At 74.4% G+C, this 17,655-nt stretch carries 20 protein-coding genes and 2 pseudogenes; 7 read left to right on the top strand and 15 right to left on the bottom strand.

All coding sequences use genetic code 11. The annotated features are described in order from the left end of the window. Positions 1-123: 123 nt before the first annotated feature. From MCAG_RS33895 to MCAG_RS24145, 3 genes are all read right to left on the bottom strand, one after another. Entirely contained in the window at positions 124-417 is a 294-nt protein-coding gene (locus MCAG_RS33895) for a hypothetical protein (protein WP_198141619.1), read from the bottom strand. Between the two features lie 24 nt (positions 418-441). After that, a complete protein-coding gene (locus MCAG_RS33890) occupies positions 442-609 on the bottom strand; it encodes a hypothetical protein (RefSeq protein WP_198141618.1) in 168 nt (55 codons plus the stop codon). A 325-nt stretch (positions 610-934) separates the two neighbouring features. Continuing rightward, on the bottom strand, positions 935-1,840 hold the full coding sequence (locus tag MCAG_RS24145) for a DUF72 domain-containing protein (protein ID WP_036375023.1): 906 nt from the start codon (positions 1,838-1,840) through the stop codon (positions 935-937). 127 nt (positions 1,841-1,967) lie between these two features. Here MCAG_RS24145 and MCAG_RS24140 point away from each other — a divergent pair, with 127 nt between their 5' ends. After that, positions 1,968-2,474, top strand: coding sequence for a DinB family protein (locus tag MCAG_RS24140; RefSeq protein WP_007075581.1), 507 nt, complete (start codon positions 1,968-1,970; stop codon positions 2,472-2,474). A gap of 78 nt (positions 2,475-2,552) precedes the next feature. On the opposite strand, the gene MCAG_RS24135 is transcribed toward MCAG_RS24140, so the two are convergent. From MCAG_RS24135 to MCAG_RS24125, 3 genes are all read right to left on the bottom strand, one after another. After that, positions 2,553-4,619 carry a glycogen debranching N-terminal domain-containing protein gene (locus MCAG_RS24135; protein ID WP_007075580.1) on the bottom strand — a complete coding sequence of 689 codons (2,067 nt, stop codon included), beginning with the start codon at positions 4,617-4,619 and terminating at the stop codon, positions 2,553-2,555. After that, positions 4,616-5,041 (bottom strand): SCP2 sterol-binding domain-containing protein, encoded by a 426-nt coding sequence (locus MCAG_RS24130; RefSeq protein ID WP_007075579.1) that lies wholly within the window; start codon positions 5,039-5,041, stop codon positions 4,616-4,618. Before MCAG_RS24130 ends, MCAG_RS24135 begins: the two co-directional genes overlap by 4 nt. 173 nt (positions 5,042-5,214) lie before the next feature. Further along, complete coding sequence (locus MCAG_RS24125) at positions 5,215-5,748, bottom strand: DinB family protein (protein ID WP_036375020.1); 534 nt, start codon at positions 5,746-5,748, stop codon at positions 5,215-5,217. Between the two features lie 76 nt (positions 5,749-5,824). Between MCAG_RS24125 and MCAG_RS24120 the strand changes: the two genes are divergently transcribed. Beyond that, positions 5,825-8,089: an ATP-dependent RecD-like DNA helicase gene (locus tag MCAG_RS24120; protein WP_007075577.1), complete on the top strand. Its 2,265-nt coding sequence runs from the start codon at positions 5,825-5,827 to the stop codon at positions 8,087-8,089. A gap of 193 nt (positions 8,090-8,282) precedes the next feature. Here the strand turns inward: MCAG_RS24120 and MCAG_RS24115 are convergent, their stop codons facing one another. The 3 genes and pseudogenes from MCAG_RS24115 to MCAG_RS36355 all read right to left on the bottom strand — a co-directional run. Beyond that, positions 8,283-8,516 (bottom strand): DUF5988 family protein, encoded by a 234-nt coding sequence (locus tag MCAG_RS24115; protein WP_036377930.1) that lies wholly within the window; start codon positions 8,514-8,516, stop codon positions 8,283-8,285. Between the two features lie 315 nt (positions 8,517-8,831). Next, positions 8,832-9,167, bottom strand: coding sequence for an ABC transporter permease (locus MCAG_RS36360; protein ID WP_369751335.1), 336 nt, complete (start codon positions 9,165-9,167; stop codon positions 8,832-8,834). A gap of 76 nt (positions 9,168-9,243) precedes the next feature. Further along, positions 9,244-9,591 (bottom strand): annotated as a pseudogene (locus MCAG_RS36355) (HAD family hydrolase); the annotation flags it as partial. Between MCAG_RS36355 and MCAG_RS35160 the strand changes: the two are divergent. Both MCAG_RS35160 and MCAG_RS24100 read left to right on the top strand, forming a co-directional pair. Continuing rightward, a complete protein-coding gene (locus MCAG_RS35160) occupies positions 9,511-9,726 on the top strand; it encodes a hypothetical protein (protein ID WP_232290439.1) in 216 nt (71 codons plus the stop codon). The pseudogene MCAG_RS36355 and the gene MCAG_RS35160 sit on opposite strands and share 81 nt — an antisense overlap. A 200-nt stretch (positions 9,727-9,926) precedes the next feature. Then, on the top strand, positions 9,927-11,333 hold the full coding sequence (locus MCAG_RS24100; protein WP_007075575.1) for an acyl-CoA synthetase: 1,407 nt from the start codon (positions 9,927-9,929) through the stop codon (positions 11,331-11,333). A 51-nt stretch (positions 11,334-11,384) separates the two neighbouring features. On the opposite strand, the gene MCAG_RS24095 is transcribed toward MCAG_RS24100, so the two are convergent. Further along, positions 11,385-12,047, bottom strand: coding sequence for a 4'-phosphopantetheinyl transferase (locus MCAG_RS24095; protein WP_036375014.1), 663 nt, complete (start codon positions 12,045-12,047; stop codon positions 11,385-11,387). A gap of 182 nt (positions 12,048-12,229) precedes the next feature. Here MCAG_RS24095 and MCAG_RS24090 point away from each other — a divergent pair, with 182 nt between their 5' ends. Next, entirely contained in the window at positions 12,230-12,682 is a 453-nt protein-coding gene (locus tag MCAG_RS24090) for a cold-shock protein (protein ID WP_007075573.1), read from the top strand. Here the strand turns inward: MCAG_RS24090 and MCAG_RS35155 are convergent. Continuing rightward, the gene (locus MCAG_RS35155; protein WP_232290413.1) at positions 12,564-12,851 is read right to left on the bottom strand and encodes a hypothetical protein; all 288 of its coding nucleotides are present in this window, start codon (positions 12,849-12,851) and stop codon (positions 12,564-12,566) included. The two genes, MCAG_RS24090 and MCAG_RS35155, sit on opposite strands and share 119 nt — an antisense overlap. 271 nt (positions 12,852-13,122) lie before the next feature. Further along, positions 13,123-13,296, bottom strand: a pseudogene (locus tag MCAG_RS36350) (AMP-dependent synthetase); the annotation flags it as partial. Positions 13,297-13,419: 123 nt separating this feature from the next. On the opposite strand from MCAG_RS36350, the gene MCAG_RS35145 reads away from it, so the two are divergent. Both MCAG_RS35145 and MCAG_RS24080 read left to right on the top strand, forming a co-directional pair. Next, positions 13,420-13,599 carry a hypothetical protein gene (locus MCAG_RS35145; RefSeq protein ID WP_036375009.1) on the top strand — a complete coding sequence of 60 codons (180 nt, stop codon included), beginning with the start codon at positions 13,420-13,422 and terminating at the stop codon, positions 13,597-13,599. Next, positions 13,596-14,558: a sensor histidine kinase gene (locus MCAG_RS24080; RefSeq protein WP_036375006.1), complete on the top strand. Its 963-nt coding sequence runs from the start codon at positions 13,596-13,598 to the stop codon at positions 14,556-14,558. The genes MCAG_RS35145 and MCAG_RS24080 overlap by 4 nt, the downstream gene beginning before the upstream one ends. A 19-nt stretch (positions 14,559-14,577) precedes the next feature. On the opposite strand, the gene MCAG_RS24075 is transcribed toward MCAG_RS24080, so the two are convergent. From MCAG_RS24075 to MCAG_RS24065, 3 genes are all read right to left on the bottom strand, one after another. Next, positions 14,578-15,432, bottom strand: coding sequence for a S1 family peptidase (locus tag MCAG_RS24075; RefSeq protein WP_007075570.1), 855 nt, complete (start codon positions 15,430-15,432; stop codon positions 14,578-14,580). Between the two features lie 61 nt (positions 15,433-15,493). After that, a complete protein-coding gene (locus tag MCAG_RS24070; RefSeq protein ID WP_007075569.1) occupies positions 15,494-16,261 on the bottom strand; it encodes a TetR/AcrR family transcriptional regulator in 768 nt (255 codons plus the stop codon). A gap of 82 nt (positions 16,262-16,343) precedes the next feature. Next, positions 16,344-17,645, bottom strand: coding sequence for an SWIM zinc finger family protein (locus tag MCAG_RS24065; RefSeq protein ID WP_232290258.1), 1,302 nt, complete (start codon positions 17,643-17,645; stop codon positions 16,344-16,346). Positions 17,646-17,655 lie beyond the last annotated feature (10 nt).

Raw genomic sequence — 17,655 nt, 5'->3', positions numbered from 1 at the left:
CACCCGACCGCCCAGGTGTTGATCTGGCCCGACGAGATCCGCCCCCGCCACGAGATCGTCCGGTCCCGGTGCGTAGTCGGGCGATCGGCGGGTATGCCGCAGCGCCCGTACGGTGGAAGGGGATCAGATGTCCGAACGACACACCGCCCTGCGCTCGATGCACGACCTCGGCCTGGCCGCCTGGTTCGGCGGCTCGCTGATGGGGGCGCTCGGCGTCAACGGCGCGGCGACACAGATCAACGACTCGACCCAGCGGCTCCCGGTGGCCTCGGCGGGGTGGGCCCGGTGGACGCCGGTCAACGCGGCGGCGATCGGGGCGCACCTGGCCGGCGCGGTCGGCGAGCTGGCGACCGAGAGCCCCCGGATGCTCGCCCAGTCCGGGGTGGGCCGGATGAGCGCGGTGAAGACGGCCCTCACGGTCGGCGCGCTGGCGGTCACCGGCTACAGCCGGCTGCTCGGGATGCGGCTGGAGCGGGCGGGCGGCCCGTCGGTCGGGGGGACGACCGAGCCGAACCCGCAGACGCCGGTCGACGTCGCCTCCTGCCAGCGCCAGATGAAGCTGCTCCAGTGGGCCGTCCCGGCGCTCACCGGCGCGCTGGTGGTGGTCACCGCGTACATGAGCGAGCAGCAGAGGCCCGGCCAGGTGTTCCGGGGGATGCTCGGGCCGGGTCGGCGGGCTGGCCAGCGCGCCGAAGGCGATCGGCAAGGTGGCGGCGATGGGCACGGCCAAGCGCCAGCTCGCCATGTCCGGCCGCTGACCGCCTGCCGCTCGTGTCCCGCCGGCCACGGTCGGGGCATGAGCGGCGCGCGCGGGCCCGGGCGGGCGCGCCGCCCGGGCCCGCGCCGTCGGGGCGCGCCTTCCCGGACGGCAGCACCGGCGGTGACCGGCCGGACGACGCCCGGGAGTCGGCGACCGGCCTGCGCACCGAGGGGATCAGCCGCTGCGGCTGACCCCGGCGGGCGCGACGGCCGCCCGGCCGAGGAACTCGACCAACCGGGCGGCATCGCGCTGGGCCTGGCCGCCGCAGCAGTTGTTGAACAGCACGTGCAGCTCGTCGACGCCGTCGGCCAACTCGACGAGCAGCTGCGACCAGGCCCGCAACTCCCGCTCGCCGTAGGCGTACCGGAATTTTTCCTGCTTGTCGCCGCTTCCCCAGGCGGCGCTGTGGCCGTGGAACCGGACCACGGCCGGGTCGGCGGTGGCGACCAGGATCGGTGGCACCGACGAGGCGAACCCCTGCGGCATGTCCACGCAGACGAAGGAGAGGTCGTGCTCGCGCAGCAGGCTCAGCGTGCGCAGCGCGGCCTCGTCGGTGAACCAGGAACCGTGCCGCAGCTCCACGCTCACCCGCCAGGGGCGTAGCCGCTCGGCCGTTTCGACGATGCGCCGCTCGGCGGCGGCGCCGCGCGCGAGCCACGGCGGGAACTGCAAGAGCACCACACCGAGCCGGCCGGCCGCCGCGATCGGCTCCAGCGCCGCCCGGAACCGGTTCCACAACTCGTCGTACGCCTCGGCGGGCAGGTCCCGGCGGCGGACCCGGGACGGGCCGCCGGCCGGACGCAGGTCCCGGGGCAGCGCCGAGACCGGCGTGGGGTGGCCGGTGAAGAGGCTGAACGCCTTGACGTCGAAGGTGAACCCCGGCGGGGTGGCGGCCACCCAGCCGGCGGTGGTCTCCGGCACGGGCACCGCGTAGTACGACGTGTCCACCTCGACCAGCCCGAACCGTTCGGCGTAGAAGCCGAGGCGGCCGGCGGGGGTGTTGACAGCGCGCGGGTACCACCCGGAGCGGAGCAGCATCTGGTCGGCCCACGAGGACGTGCCCACCCTGATCTCGCCCATGTGGACAGTGGACCGCGCCGTGGGCGGATCGGCAACCGGAGGGAACCGGCCGGCTCACCGTCGGGGTGGCCGGGAGTGTCGGTGGGCCCGCATAGGTTGGTCGGACCTGATTAGGAAGGACGGTCGCATGACCAACTCCGTGCAGCTCCTCACCGGCGAACGGGCAGACCTGTTGCAGACCCTGCGCCAGCACCGCGGGTTTCTGCGCAAGACCGTGGACGGCCTCACCGACGCGCAGGCCGCGCTGCGCAGCACCGTCAGCGAGCTCTGCCTCGGTGGCCTGATCAAACACGTCGCACTCACGGAGGCGACCTGGCTGCGGTTCGCCGTCGACGGCGCCGAGGCGATGCGGGCCGAGCCGGCGGACTGGTCCGCCGAATTCCGGATGGGCGACGACGACACCCTGGCCGCATTGCTGGACCGCTACGCCCAGGTGGCCGCCACGACCGACGAGCTGATCGCCACGCTCGACCTGGACGCCGCCCACCCGTTGCCCCTCGCCCCCTGGTTCGAGCCCGGGGCACGCTGGTCGGTGCGCCGGGTGCTGCTGCACGTGATCGCCGAGACGTCCCAGCACGCCGGGCACGCCGACATCCTCCGCGAGGCCATCGACGGCGCGAAGACCATGGGCTGAGCGCCCCCGGCGGGCGGTGGGCGCCCGTACCCGTTCGTCGACGCCGGGCCCCGACCCGCCGCCCCGCCCCGCTCTTCGTCAGCGCAGCCCGGGGCGGCGGCCCCGGCCGGCCAGCGTCCGGTCCCGGCCGTACGCGTCGGCGTGCCCCCACCGGCCGGGGATGTCGAGCAGCTCGATCCGCCCGAAGCCCTCCGGAATCGCCGGGTTGACCAGTAGGTTCTCCCCGCAGGGCGACAGCCCGAGGATGGTGCCGAGCAGCATCAGCAGCGCGCCCGAGGACCACGACTGGGGTCGGCCGGCGTGCGGGAGCTGGACCGGGTACCGGGTGAAATCACGGTGGTAGCCGGCGATCACCTCCGGCACCGGGCTGCCCAGCGTCCCCACCATGTCGAAGATCCCGGCCGCGACTCGGGCCGCCGCCTCGTCGTAGCCGTACCGGCGCAGGCCGGCCGCGACGATCGCGTTGTCCGACGGCCACACGGCGCCGAGGTGCAGGCCGACCGGGTTGTACACCAGCTGCCCATCGGCCAGGGTGCGCACCCCCCACCCGGAGAACAACTGTGGCCCGACGAGGTGCCGGGCCACCGCCTCGGCCCGGTCCTCGGCGACGATGCCGCTCCACAGTAGGTGACCCATGTTGGAGGTGAGCGCGTCGAACGGCTCGCCGTCGGGCCCCAGGGCCAGCGCGTAGTACTCCCCGTGCGGCAGCCAGAAGTCCCGGTTGAACCGCGCCTTCAGCTCCGCCGCCTCCCGTTCCAGCCGATCGGCGTACGCCGCATCGCCCCAGAACTCGCGGGCCAGGCGGGCGCCGCGCCGCTTCGCGTCGTACGCGTACCCCTGTAGCTCGCAGGTGGCGCGGGGGAGCGCCGGCTCCCGGCCCTCGGCATCGACGATCGCGCCGGGCGAGTTCTTCCAGCACTGGTTGACCAGCCCGAAGCGGGTGTTGCGCCGCTGGTAGCGCACATAGCCGTCGCCGGTCATGTTGCCGTACTCGTCGATCCAGTCCAGCGCCATCCGGGCGGCGTGGCGCAGTTCGCGGACCAACTCCGCGTCGCCGGACCAGCGCTCGTACTCGTCGAGCAGGATCACGAACAGCGGGGTGTTGTCGGCCGCGCCGTAGTGCAGGTAGGTGGGCGCCTCGCCGAAGACCGCACTCTCGCCGTAGCGGTACTCGGCGACGATCTTGCCAGGCTCCTCTTCATGGTGGTCGTCGAGCTGGCCACCCTGGCCGAGGGCGAGCAGCCGCAGGGTGGCCGAGGCCAGCTCCGGGGTGAACGGGAGCGTCTCCAGGCAGGTGATCAGGGCGTCCCGGCCGTACAGCGCCATCGCCCACGGCAGGCCGCCCACCGGCAACCGGCCCCGGATCGACAGCGGTGCGAACCGCAGCGCGGCGAGGTCCGCCAGGCTCCCCTCGTACGCCTCGCGGAGCCCGTCGCGCTCGGCGACCAGTTCGGGGGCCCGCGCCCGCCAACGGCGTAGGTCCTCCCGCATGTCCCGGCGGATCCGCTCGCGGTGGGCCTCCAGGCTGGCCCGCAGGTCCCGGGCCCCGGCCCCCTGGATGATCATGACAATGTGCAGGTCGGTCGTCCACGAGCCGTTCGGGGGGACCCGGATCCGGAAGGTCATCCCGCTGGGGTCCACGTCAACCGGGGCGGTGGACGACACGACGGTCTCGCGGGTGAACCTCTCCCGCTGGTAACGCAGCCGCAGCTCGCCCTCGGCCGGCATCGGCGTGACGACGACCCGCCGCGCCCTCGGTTCCTTGATCTCGACGGTGTCGGCGAAGTCGGAGGCGATCTCCATCCGAACCGTGAACTCCGCCGGCTCGGCGGAGTGGTTGAGCACGACGATCCGCTCGTTGAAGCTGTCGTCGATGGACCGGTGTCGGATCACCGAGACGTCGGCGTCGACGTAGTGGCTCGCGGCGCCGGGCACGAGCACGAACTTGGTCTCGAAGTACGTCATCTCGTCGCGGGACAGCGCCTGCAGCCGCTGCCCGTCGACGGTGAGCACCCAGTGGGACAGGAACCGGGTGTCGAACGTGAAGAGCCCGACGGGCGCACGCGGGTCGGGCATCATGTCGCCCTGCGCGTCGCTGACCGCGAAGGCGGTTCCGGTCAGCACGGACACGAGTTCCTGCTTCACTGCCGCTCACCCCGCTCCGGGGACCGGTCAAACCCCGACGCGTCGCGGGACGTCGGGGCCCGCTCGGCGGCGACCTGCCGGGGGTGGCGGGCGTCGGGCGGGCCGGGGAACAGCCGCCGCAGCAGCATCAGCAGCCGCAGGTCTCCTTGCGCGGTGATGTCGTTGCGGACCAGCGCCGCGCCGATGTGCGTGCCCTCGGCGACGATCCGGTCGAACACCTTCCGGTCCCCCGCGACGACGAGGTCCGCCGCCTCCGCCGACCGACTCACCCCGACCCGTTGGTCACCGATCGTGAGGAACCAGTGGTCGGTGCTGCCCTCGTCGTGGAGGTCCAGGCGCACCGTGCCGTTGATGGTCTCGGGGAGATTGTCGTGGCGGCCCGCGACGCAGCGGGACAGGTAGTCCGCAGCCGATGCGGCCATCAGCCCTCCCTCCCGGACAACACACGTCGTCTGCCGACCATCCCCGCGGTGTGGGTGATCCCGGCTCACCCGGTCCGGGTGAATCCGCCCTGGCCGGCTGGGTGCACGACCTCGGCGCCGGGGTGCAGGCACGCGCGGGCGTGTTCGCCTCGGGCGGCGTCAGGAGGGGCCCCCTATGCGGAATGCGTCAGGCGGGCCCCTTCTTGCAGAAGCAGGCCGCGGACGTACCCGGCCTGTCCGACGTGCTGGAGGTCGTCCTCGGCGACGCTGACCAGCCGCACCCCGAGGGTCACCGGCGGGTCCCACGCCTCGTCGACCACCCGGTCCAGGTCCGCCGGCCGTAGCCCGGCCAGGAATCCCCGGGTCCGCTCCGCCACCGCGTCGTGGTAGTCGACGAGCACCCGGGCGCTCTCCGGCGCGACGCTGGCGACCCGATCCGGGGTGTGCGCGTAGCCGGTGTCGTCGGGGTCGGCGGCGAGCCCGAACCGGCCCGCCCAGTCGCCGGTGGCCCAGAGCTGCTCGGCGTCGAGCAGGTCTGCGACGTGGTGGTCCTGCACCCGGGTCAGGTGCCACACCAGCCAGCCCACCGGGTTCCCGCCGGGCGCGGGCGCGCGGCGAAGCTGCTCCGGGGACAGACCGTCGACCGCGGCGCGGACCAACGCGGGCAGCCGGCCGTAGGTCTCGGTCAGTACGTCGTTGACCTCCACGCGTTCCTCCTTCTGCCGGGGTCTCCGGTCTCCCCGGCGGCCGGCACCCGGCGGGCGTTCTGCCATCATCGTCACGATGTCCACCACCCCGCCCGCACCGGTCTCCGCCCCCTCGGCGGGCCCGGGTGCCCCCGCGCGCGGCACCGTGCTCGAAGCGGTGCTGGAACGCGTCACGTACGTCAACGAGGAGACCGGGTACACCATCGCCCGCGTCGCCACCGACCGCTCCGGCGACGACCTGCTCACCGTGGTCGGCCCGCTGCCCGGCGCGCAGCCCGGGGAACGGCTGCGGCTGGTCGGCCGGTGGGGCTCGCACCCGAGGTACGGGCGGCAGTTCGAGGTGCACCAGTGCACCACCGTCCTGCCGGCGACGGTGCAGGGCATCGAGCGCTACCTGGGGTCGGGACTGATCAAGGGCATCGGCCCGAAGATGGCCGCCCGGATCGTGGCCGCCTTCGGGGTGGACACGCTGCGGATCATCGAGGAGGAATCCGCCCGGCTGGTCGAGGTGCACGGCCTCGGCCGCAAGCGCACCGCCGCGATCGGCGCGGCCTGGCAGGAGCAGAAGGCCATCAAGGAGGTAATGGTCTTCCTCCAGGGCGTCGGGGTCTCCACCTCGCACGCCGTGCGCATCTTCAAGCAATACGGCGACGAGTCCATCGCCGTCGTGCGCGACGACCCGTACCGGCTCGCCGCCGACGTGTGGGGCATCGGGTTCCGCACCGCCGACAACATCGCCAAGGCCGTGGGCATCCCGCACGACAGCCCCCAGCGGGTACGCGCCGGCATCCGGTACACCCTCTCCGAGGCCGCAGACAGCGGGCACTGCTACCTGCCCGAGCCGAACCTGGTCGCCGACGCCGCGACGATCCTGGAGGTCCCGACGGAGTTGGTCGCCGCCGGCCTCGCCGACCTCGTGGCCACCTCCGACGGCGTGGTCCGCGAGGCGGTGCCGAACCCGAGCAGCGAGGGTGCGGTCATTCCGGCCGTCTACCTGGTGCCGTTCCACCGGGCCGAGTCGGCCCTCGCGGCGAGCCTGGTGCGGCTGCTGGGTGACCGGGTGGACCGGATGCCCGCCTTCGCGGACGTGGACTGGGGGCGGGCGCTGGCCTGGCTGAAGGCGCGGACGGGGGCGGACCTGGCCCCCGAGCAGGAACAGGCGGTACGGCTGGCGCTGACCTCCAAGGTGGCCGTGCTGACCGGCGGCCCCGGCTGCGGCAAGTCGTTCACCGTCCGGTCGATCATCGAACTGGCGGCGGCGAAGAAGGCGAAGATCGTGCTGGCCGCGCCGACCGGGCGGGCGGCGAAGCGGCTCACCGAGCTGACCGGCCACCCGGCCACGACCGTGCACCGGCTGCTCCAGCTACGCCCCGGCGGGGACGCCACGTTCGACCGGGACAACCCGGTCGACGCCGACCTGATGGTGGTCGACGAGGCGTCCATGCTCGACCTGATCCTCGCCAACAAGCTGGTCAAGGCGGTCCCGCCCGGCGCGCACCTGCTGCTGGTCGGCGACGTGGACCAGCTGCCCTCGGTCGGTGCCGGCGAGGTGCTGCGCGACGTGCTCGCCGCCGAGAGCGTGCCCCGGGTCCGGCTGACCCGGATCTTCCGGCAGGCGCAGGAGTCGGGCGTGGTGGTCAACGCGCACCGGATCAACGCCGGCCAGGCCCCGGTCTTCGGCGAGCACCCCGACTTCTTCCTCTTCCCCAGCGACGAGCCAGAGGTAACCGCCGAGCAGGTGGTCGACATCGTGGCCCGGCGGATCCCGCGCCGGTTCGGGCTGCGTCCACGCGACGTGCAGGTGCTCACCCCGATGCTGCGCGGGCCGGCCGGCGCCGGGAACCTGAACACGCTGTTGCAGCAGGCGATCGCCCCGCACCGCGAGGACGCGCCGGAGCGACGGCACGGCGGCCGGGTCTTCCGGGTCGGCGACAAGGTCATCCAGGTCCGCAACAACTACGACAAGGGCGCCGCCGGGGTCTTCAACGGCACCGTCGGCGTGGTCACCGCCCTGGACCTCGACGACCAGACGCTGACCGTCCGCACCGACGAGGACGAGGACATCGGGTACGAGTTCCACGAGCTCGACGAGTTGCAGCACGCGTACGCGATCACCGTGCACCGGTCGCAGGGCAGCGAGTACCCGGCGGTGGTGGTGCCGGTGACCATGGGGGCGTACACGATGTTGCAGCGCAACCTGCTCTACACCGCCGTCACCCGGGCCCGGAAGCTGGTCGTGCTGGCCGGCTCCCGCAAGGCGTTGGCCATCGCGGTGCGTACGGCGGGCACCGGTCGCCGGCACACGGCGCTGACCCACCGGCTCTCCCCCGACCGGCCCTGACCCGCCGCCCCGCAGGCGGCGTTACTCGGCCCGGGCCGCGCCGACGACTGCCCAGCGCTGCCCAGCGCCCGCCGGGCCCCGGAACGCCACGTCCCGGGACCCACCGACGGGCGGTTCCAGCTCGGCTCCGGCCGCCACCGCCCGCCCGAGCAGCAGCTGCGGGTCGGCCGGCGTGGCCGTATCGCCACCTGGCCTACTCGGCGATTCTGGTACGGCCGGTCCAGCGGAAGACCACCGGCACGTCGCCGCCGATCCCGGCGGAGTCCCGCTCGAAGTGCTCGTAGCCCCCGTAGTGGCGTACCTTGATCTTGTGCTCCACCGGTGAGACCCGGTGGCTGCGCAGCTCGGCCGGCAGGTTGGCGGGGCCGCCCTCCAGCACCACGTCGATGATGCCGGCGGCCTCGCCGTTGATGGTCCTGACCGGCACGGACCGGACGATCCGGTCGTCATCGTTGACGATGGGATCCGTCGTCCGGACAGTTGGGGCGGGATCGGAAACGTTCATCGCACGACCTCCGTCGCTCGTCGCTCCGCCAGGGACACCGGTCACCACGGAGCGAATCGCCGACGGGGCGACACCTGGTTCCGCGGCAACGGAACGGGCGGAGAGAGAACGCCCCCGGCGGTCGGTGACGACCCCGTCCACCTCGAAAGTAATCCGGGTCACAGTCGACAAACACCCTTAGCAACCCCCTAGCGGGGCGGTATGCACGGCGGGCGGCCCCCGAGCAGGGCCCTCCTCTCACTCCCAGCGGAAGAAGCGGGTGGCCAGGACGCTGCCGACGACGGCGGTCACCGCCAGGGCGAGCAGCTGCGGCCACGCCGGGCTGTCGCCGGCCCAGGCGGCGGCGAGGGTGTCCACGGTGGCTCCGAGCGGTGAGTAGTCGCCCATGCGAGCCAGCACGGCCGGCATCTGGTCGCGCGGCAGCCAGGCCCCGGCGAGGAAGAGCAGCGGGAAGAACAGCGCCGGCCCGATGGACCGGGCCGCCCGGGCGGACGGGGCGAGCGCCGCGATGAGCGGGCCGACGGCGAAGAGGCAGGCCACGCCGAGCAGGAAGGCCAGCACGAAGGCGGGCACGTTGGCCGGGGCCGGCGTCGGCCGGCGCGACGCCGAGCAACTCCAGCGCCCGGCGCACGATGTCCGGGGCCGGCTTCGGCCGGGCCACCTCGTCGGAGCCGACCACGTGGTCGAGAAGGGGCAGCATGTCCAGCCGGCCCAGCAGGTCGCGGGCCCGGGCCCCGCTGCGGCCGGTCGCCACGGCCAGCCCGATGCCCCGTCGGCGCAGCGCGCCGAGCAACCCGGCCGCCCCGTCCACCGGCACGACCAGGTGGGACAGCCGGTTGCTCTCCCGCACGAAGGGATCGGCCATCGCCGCCGGCAGGTTCATCAGCCGCAGCACCTCGGGCAGGTAGCGGCCCGGGTGCCGGCAGTACTCGTCGACCGGCGCGTCGCCGTCGCCGACCACCTCGGCGTACGCGAGGGCGCACGCCTCGCGGGCCACGGCCAGGCTGTCGACCAGCACGCCGTCGAGGTCCAGGACGACCGCCCGGACTTCCCCCGGACGACCCGGACCACCGCACCGCCACACCGGCCACCTTCCCCGTTCGCGCACGACACGCTCCGGCGCCGGCCGTAGGGGTGGCCGGCCCCGGGGCGCCCCGACTAGCGTCGGGTCGTCCGGGACCGCGTGCCGGGCCCACGGCGACGACGCGACCGGCCGCCGTCCCACCGAACCCTACCGGCGTGCGGGGCGGTCCGGCCCGGTCGGCGGATCCGCCGTGGCCGGGGTGGCGCGGCGCCGCCACGGGGTCCGAGCCGCTGGAGAGGTGCGTCCACATGCCGCTGCTGAGCTGGCTGTCCGAGTCCGCCGACGACCGTCCGGACGCGATCCGGGTCGACGACCGGGCCGTGTCCTGGGTGGAGCTACGCCGACTCGCCACGGCGGTGGCCGACGACCTGGTCGGCGTCGACCGGGTGGCCGTCGAGGCGACCCCCACCCTGGAGACGGTGGTCGGGGTGGTCGGCGCGCTCCTGGCCGGCGCGGCGGTCGTACCGGTGCCGCCCGACGCCGGGCCGATGGAGCGCGACCACATCCTGCGCGACTCCGGCGCGGCGGCGCTGCTGGTCCCGGCGGGGGGCGACGGGCCGACCGACGGCGGCCCGCCGGTGGTCCCGGTCGACCTGGCGCGGCGGTCGGACACCGTCCACCCCGAGCCGGACCCGGCCGCCACCGCGCTGATCCTCTACACCAGCGGCACGACCGGGGCCCCGAAGGGCGCGGTGATCCCCCGAGGGGCGGTCGCCGCCTGCCTGGACGGGCTCGCCGACGCCTGGGCCTGGACGCCTGCGGACCTGCTGGTGCACGGGCTACCGCTGTTCCACGTACACGGCCTGGTGCTGGGGGTGCTCGGGCCGCTGCGGCTGGGCAGCCGGCTGCACCACGTGGGCCGGCCGCGCCCCGAGCGGTACGCGGCGGCGGGCGGCACGGTCTATTTCGGCGTACCCACGGTGTGGTCCCGGATCGCCGCGGACCCGGACTCGGCGCGGGCGCTGCGCCCGGCGCGGCTGCTCGTCTCGGGCAGCGCCGCCCTGCCGGCGGCGGTCTTCGCGGATCTCGCCGCGCTCACCGGCCACGAAATCGTCGAGCGGTACGGGATGACGGAGACCCTGATCACGGTGAGCGCGCGGGCGGACGGGCCGCGCCGGCCGGGGACGGTCGGCGTGCCGCTGCCCGGGGTGCGGACCCGGCTGGTCGACGAGCACGGCGCGGCGCTGCCGGCCGACGGGGTCGCGATGGGCGAACTCCAGGTCGCCGGCCCGACCCTGTGCGACGGGTACCTCAACCGGCCGGACGCCGACGCGGCCACCCGCACCCCGGACGGCTGGTTCCGCACCGGCGACGTCGCCACGGTCGCCCCCGACGGATGGCACCGGATCGTCGGCCGCGCCGCCACGGACCTGATCAAGAGCGGCGGGTACCGGATCGGGGCCGGCGAGGTGGAGGATGCCCTGCTGGCCCATCCGGGCGTCCGGGAGGCCGCCGTGGTCGGCACCCCGCACCCGGACCTCGGCCAGCAGGTCACCGCGTACGTGGTGGGCGACGGGGTGAACGGGCCGGAGCTGATCGACTTCGTGGCCCGCCACCTGTCGGCGCACAAGCGGCCCCGCGAGGTGCGGCTGGTCGACGCGCTCCCCCGCAACGCCCTCGGCAAGGTGCAGAAGTCCAGGCTCGCGGCGGACTGAGGACACGGTGCCCGGCCCGGGGCGACCGCGCGGCGCGCCGGCCCGCCGCGTTCAGCCGGCGACCGCCGGGATGCTGATGGCGGTGAGCACCAGGCCCCGGTCGACCAGGAACCGGCCGGAGAAGGCGGTCACCGGGGCACCGCCGAGAACCGGGCCGGGCACCAGCAGATGGGCGACGAACGCCCCGGCCGCGTTGACCACGATGTCCGCCTCGGCGAAGTCCAGCCACCGGCCGGTCAGCGGGAACCACGCCTTGTAGACCGACTCCTTGGCGCTGAACAGCAGGCGGTCCCAGCAGACCGTGGGGTGGTCGGCGGCCAGTGCGGCCGTGCGCGCCCGCTCGGCCGGCAGGGCGATCGCGTCGAGCACCCCCTCGGGCAGCGGCGCGTGCGGCTCGGCGTCCACGCCGAGGGTGGCGAACGCGGTGGTGCGGCCGAGGACCGCCGCACGGTAGCCCTCGCAGTGCGTCATGCTGCCGACGACCTCGGCGGGCCAGACCGGGGCGCCGCGCGCACCCGGAACGATCGGCACCGGCGCGATGCCCAGCTCGCCCAGCGCCTGGCGGGCGCAGTGCCGCACGGTGGTGAACTCCCGGCGGCGCTTGTCGACCGCGTTGGCGACGAGCCGCTCCTCCTCGGGGAAGAGGCGCAGGCCGTCGGGGTCGGTGAAGGATTCGGCCACCACCACGGCCGGGGGCAGGATCTGCTCGATCACAGCCGTCGATGCTAGGCCGCCGCGGCGGCCCGCGCCGCCCCGCCATCCGGCGCGACACGCCGATAGGGGTGGGTACGGGTGGAGGATGACGGGAACGGATGTCACCCTGAGGGGTGCCCCGGCCTGGTCGGCCGGGGGTGTGTAGTGGTCGTGGTCTTTTGGTCTGAGGAATGCGGGTAGCGATGCTCACTGGCAGGGTAGTGCGGTTCGACGAGGTTCGGGGCTACGGCTTCATCGCTCCGGACGGTGGTGGAGACGACGTGTTCGTGCACGCCAACACGGTGGACGGCGACAAGTGGGCGCTGGGGCCCGGTGTCCCGGTGGAGTACGAGGCGGTGGAGAACGAGCGTGGCCCGAAGGCGCTGACGGTGCGCGTGCTCGGGCCCGCCGTGGCGGGCGAGCGGGCCGCGCCGGTCCGGACGGTCGTGCCGTCGAACGGGCGGGGCCAGGAGCCGGGCCTGGGTGGCGTCGAGGACGAGGAGGGGCTCTGCGACGTGCTGTCCGAGCGGTCCTTCGTCACCGAGACCACCGAGGCGTTGCTGATCTCCGTACCGGATCTGACCGGGGCGCAGATCGTCGCGGTGCGCGCCCGGATGCTGGCGCTGGCCCGGCGGCACGGCTGGGTGGAGGGCTGAGGCTCCCGCCGCCCCGGGCGGGCGGCGCGCTGCGGGGCAGTTCGTCGACGAAGAGGACCCGGCGGGGCCGCTGGCCGGCAGACAGCTGGCGGCCCACGTGGTCGATGAGCGCCTGGGCGGTGAGCCCTTCGGCGGCGACGACGTACGCGGTGACCTGCTCGCCCTGCACGGCGTGCGGGATGCCGACCACGGCGGCGTCGCACACCGGGGTAGCTGAGCAGCACCTCCTCGACCTGCCCGGCGTGCACCCGGCAGGTGCGGCTGTGCACCACGTCGGTCAGCCGCCCGACTATCCGGTGCGAGCCGTCCGCCGCCACGGCGGCCAGGTCGCCGGTGGTGTGCCACCCGGCGGCGTTGGCGCGCCGCTCCCACCCGTCGACGTACCCGCTGAACAGCGTCGGGCCCCGGATGCTCAGCTCGCCGACCGACTCGCCGTCGGCCGGCACCGGCTGGTCCTCCCGGTCGAGGATCCGGGTTTCCACGCCCGGCAGGGGGTCCCAACGATGCCGGCGGCGCAGCGCGTCCGCCCGCCCGGTCACCGCGATCAGCGTCTCGGTCGTGCCGTACCCCTGGATCAGGGAGTGCGAGGTGAGCAGCCGGATGCGTTCGGTCACGGCGGGCGCCAGCGGAGACCAGGAGCCGCCTCGGCAGCGACCGGGCCCGGCGTGCTTCCACCAGCGCGGATGACCGGGATGGCCGGCACCGGGACGGCCCAGGGGTGGGCATAGACTGCGGGCATGGGGCGGCAGGTGAGCGGCGGCGCAGGCCCCGCGCTGCCCGCCAGCCACATCTGCTGGCGCTACGACGATCCGGCCGCCTTCGAGGCCACGGCCCATGCGATCCTCATCGCCGGCCTCGCCCGGCTGCGCTTCGTCGACCACCGTTCTCTGCTGCTCCTGAACGAGTACGCCCGATGAGAACGGACGCCGCAGCCGGGCATCGGGGGTACTTACACGACGCGGTCTACTACGATTCCGACGACGATCTGCTGGCCGTCACGGTGCCGTTCCTGCTCGGCGGGGTCAAGGCCGGGCAGCCGACCGTGGTGTCGCTGGGCGCGCGCAACTCGGCTCTGCTCCGGGGGGCGCTGCCCGCCGGCTGCGGGGTCATCTTCCTGGCCGGCGGCGACCTCTACGCCCGGCCGACCGCCGCCATCCGGTCCTACCGGGAGATGCTCGCCGGGTACGTGGCCGACGGGGCGCGGCAGATCCGGATCGTCGGGGAACTGCCGTCGAGCGCCCTGGGGGTGACTTGGGACTGGTGGGCCCGGTACGAGTCGGCGATAAACCACGCGTACGACGATTTTCCGCTGTGGAGCTTGTGCGCGTACGACACCCGCAGCACGCCCGCGCCGGTGCTGCGGGACGTGGCGCGGACCCATCCCCGGCACGCCACTCCGGACGGGGGGCGCATGCCCAGCCCCGGCTACACGGACCCGTTCACATACCTTCGGGAGAATCGGCCGGCGCCGCCCGACCCGCTCCAGTCGACGCCACCGGTGGTCGAGCTGTTCATGCCGACGGCGGCGCAGGCCCGCGCCGCCGTGTACGCCGCCGACGGGGGCCGGCTGCCTGCCGACGACGTGGAGGACCTGGTGGTGGCGGTCAGCGAGACGGTGACCAATGCGATGCGCCACGGCCGGCCGCCGGTCTGCCTGCGGCTGTGGGTGGGGACGGACCGGATGGTGGCGACGGTCAGCGACGGCGGGGACGGGCCGAAGGACCCGTTCACCGGCCTGCTCCCGGTCGGCGACGGCACGGACGGCGGCCTCGGCCTGTGGATCACCTACCAGTCCTGCAACCACGTGACGGCGCACCGGGGGCCGGGCGGCTACACGCTGCGGCTGACGGCGGGGAACCCGCACTTCACCGCGTGAGGCCGCCCGGTTCGCCGGCTCACGGGATCGTCACCCCGTACGCGGCGAGGATCTCGTTGATCGGCTGGTAGTAGGTGGTGCCGCCGGTGGTGCAGTTGCCGCTGCCGCCGGAGAGGATGCCGACGATCTTGCCGGTGGCGGCGACGTAGAGCGGGCCGCCGCTGTCCCCGGGCTCGGCGCAGATGTTGGTGCGGATCAGCCCGGAGACCGAGCCCTCGGCGTAGTTGACCGTGGCGTTGAGCCCGGTGATCGAGCCGCACCGCACGCCGGTGGTGGAGCCGCTGCGGCAGACCGCCATGCCGACGACGGGCGGGGCGGTGCCGGTGACGGTCACCGTGCCGGGGTAGGTGTAGACCGCGCTCGGGTGGGCGATCGTCGTGGAGGTGTACCGGACGATGCCGTAGTCGTTGCCGGGGAAGCTGGTGCCGGCGCGGGAGCCGAGCACGCTGGTGCCCGCGCTGTTGGCGTACCAGGTGGCGGCGATCGTCGTGCAGTGGCCGGCGGTGACGAAGTAGTAGGTGCTGCCGCTGCGGACGTTGGCGCCGAGCGAGCAGCGCCCGCCGCCGGCGGCATAGATGGTTTGCCCGCCGGCGATGAGGGTGCTCAGCCGACCCGGCTCCCGGCGGACCACGGCGCCGGTGGCGGCCAGGCGGGCGCGCAACGCGGCCAGTTCCCTGTCGCTGACCGTGTCGTCGGCGGCGACGGTGGTCCGGCCGGTGGCCGGGTCCACGGTCCACGCGGTTCCGGCCGGCGCGGCGGCGGCGAGGACCTCGACGGACGCGCCGGGCGGCCCGGCGGGGGCGGCGTGGGCGACCGCCGGCGGCGCGAGCAGGGGGATGGCGAGCAGGAGGGTGAGCAGGGGGAAGCGGCACATCCGGACCTCCATGTATCGGCATGCGTGGATGCTTACAGCTTCCCGCCCGGGCCCGCCCGGTTCAAGCACCGCGGCGCTCGGCGATTACCACCGAGATGCCGTCGAGCACCCGTTGCAGGCCCCACTCGAACGCGTGCTCCGGCCCGTACGCCGCGCCGTGCGCCTGGCCAGCCGCGGTACCGACCCGGGCGGCCGTCGGGTAGCTGCCCGACTTCATGAAGTGCTCCAGCCAGGGTGCGTGCGACTGCCACCACTGGCCGTCCGTCATGCCGGTCTCGCGCTCCAGGTTCACCACGTCCAGCTCGGCGCGCGCCGCGCTCCGGACGTGGCCGAGGACCAGGGTGAGCACGGCGTCCATCTCGACGTCGTCGAGGCCGATGCCGGCCACGGCGCCGAGCTCGTAGTCGTACTTGGCGAGCAGGTGGGGGCCGAGGACCGGCCGGCTCGTCTCCGCCCGCAGCAGCCACGGGTGCGCGCGGTAGAGCCGCAGGTTCTCCCGGGCGATGCTCTCCAGCCGGGCCCGCCAGCCGCCGGGCACGTCGACCGGGCGGCTCATCTCGCCGTAGAGCGTGTCGACCATGACGTCGAGCAGTTCGGTTTTGCCGGGCACGTACGTGTAGACCGACATGGTCCCGGCCCCCAGCGCCTCGCCGACCCGGCGCATGGTGAGCGCGTCGATCCCTTCGGCGTCGGCGATCTCGATCGCCGCTCGGACGATCCGGTCGACGCTGAGCCCCGGCCCCGCGCTGCGGCTCGCCGGCTCCCGGGTACGCCAGAGGATGGCCAGGCTGCGGGCGGGATCGACCCTGCCCTTGCGCGCGTTCGACATAGTGCCGCCATCGTACCTTCCCTGCCGTACCGCGTACGGGACCGAGCCGCGGGGGCGTTCAGTCCTCGGCAGGTCGAGCCGTTCAGTCCCTCCGCAGGTCGAGCAGCGCGTCCGCCGGGTCTCGGCTTGGCGGCCCCGCCGGCCACCAGTCCCCCGAACGCCCGCGGAACGGGTACCAGCGGCCGTCCCGGCCGTAGCGCACCTGCGCGTAGCGGCCGACGGTCCACCGGTTGCGCCAGTTCCTGACCTCGGGCGCGGCCCCCTCGCCCTGGGCCGCCGCGCGCAGCGCGTCGGTGGCCCGGGCGACCAGTTCCCTCGGTGGGCTGAACACCGCGTCGACGACGTCCACGCCGGCCGCGCCGGCGTACTCCCAGGCGCGGACGGCCCGGGGCAGCTCCACGGCCCGGCCGCTGGCCTCGCCGAGCCGCTTCGCGGCCGGGGAACGGGGCATCCGGGCGGCCAGCCGCACCGCGTCGGACCAGGCATCGGGCTCGGGGGCCGGCAGCTCCGCCCCGGTCGAGGCGAGCAGCTGCCGGGCCCGGGACGCCGCGTCGGCGGCGAGCACCCCCAACGCCTCGGCGTCGATGCCGGCCGCCTCGTGCTCGGCGAGCAGCGGGGCGAGGGCCAGCGGCTCGCCGGTCACCGGCCCGGGAGGCGCGGGCAGCGCGACGGGCGGCGCGGCGTACGCCTCCTCGGCCGGGGTCCCCGCCGGGCCGTCGGCGGCGTCGACGGCGATGGACCGGCGGGCGTTGCGCCGCCGCAGGTCCTCGATCAGCTCCACCTCACCCCGCCCGCGCATCAGCAGCAACACGAACGGGTCCCGGTCGAGCAGCCACGCCGCCTGGTACGCCAACGCGGCGGCGTGCCGGCACGGGTGATCCCAGGACGGGCAGTCGCACTCCGGTTCGAGGTCGCCGTAGCCGGGCAGCAGGCGCACCCCGGCGTCGTCGGCGGTGTTCACCAGGTCGTGCGGCATGTCCCGGTCGAGCAGGGCGGCGATGTGTCCGGCTTTCGCGGCGACCTTGTCGAGCAGCCGGTCCCACTCGGCCTCGCCGAGGGTGCCGATGCGCACGACCGTTTCGTGCCCGGTGTACTGGTCGCCGTCGTGCACCGCGGCGGAGATCCGGCCCGGGCTGACAGTGACCGGTCCGACCTGGCCGGCGAAGGCATACCGGCGGCCCTTTCTGAGCTGCTCCGGGTCCAGCGCGGTGCGCTCCATCGCCTCGATCCAGGCGTTGCCCCACCAGGTGTCGGCGAACTTCTTGCCGATCCGCCTACCCGGGCCGAACCTCGGGAAGCTGCGCGCCCGCCGCTCGTCCCCGTCCCTGGACGCCTCGTCGTCGGGCTCCCGCTCGTCGTCGGGCTCGTCGAAGTCGAAGTCCACGTCGCGGCTC

This window comes from Micromonospora sp. ATCC 39149 (genome assembly GCF_000158815.1).
Lineage (GTDB): Bacteria > Actinomycetota > Actinomycetes > Mycobacteriales > Micromonosporaceae > Micromonospora.
The sequence above is the reverse complement of the archived record's forward strand: the minus strand, read 5'-3'. Positions and strand labels throughout refer to the sequence as shown.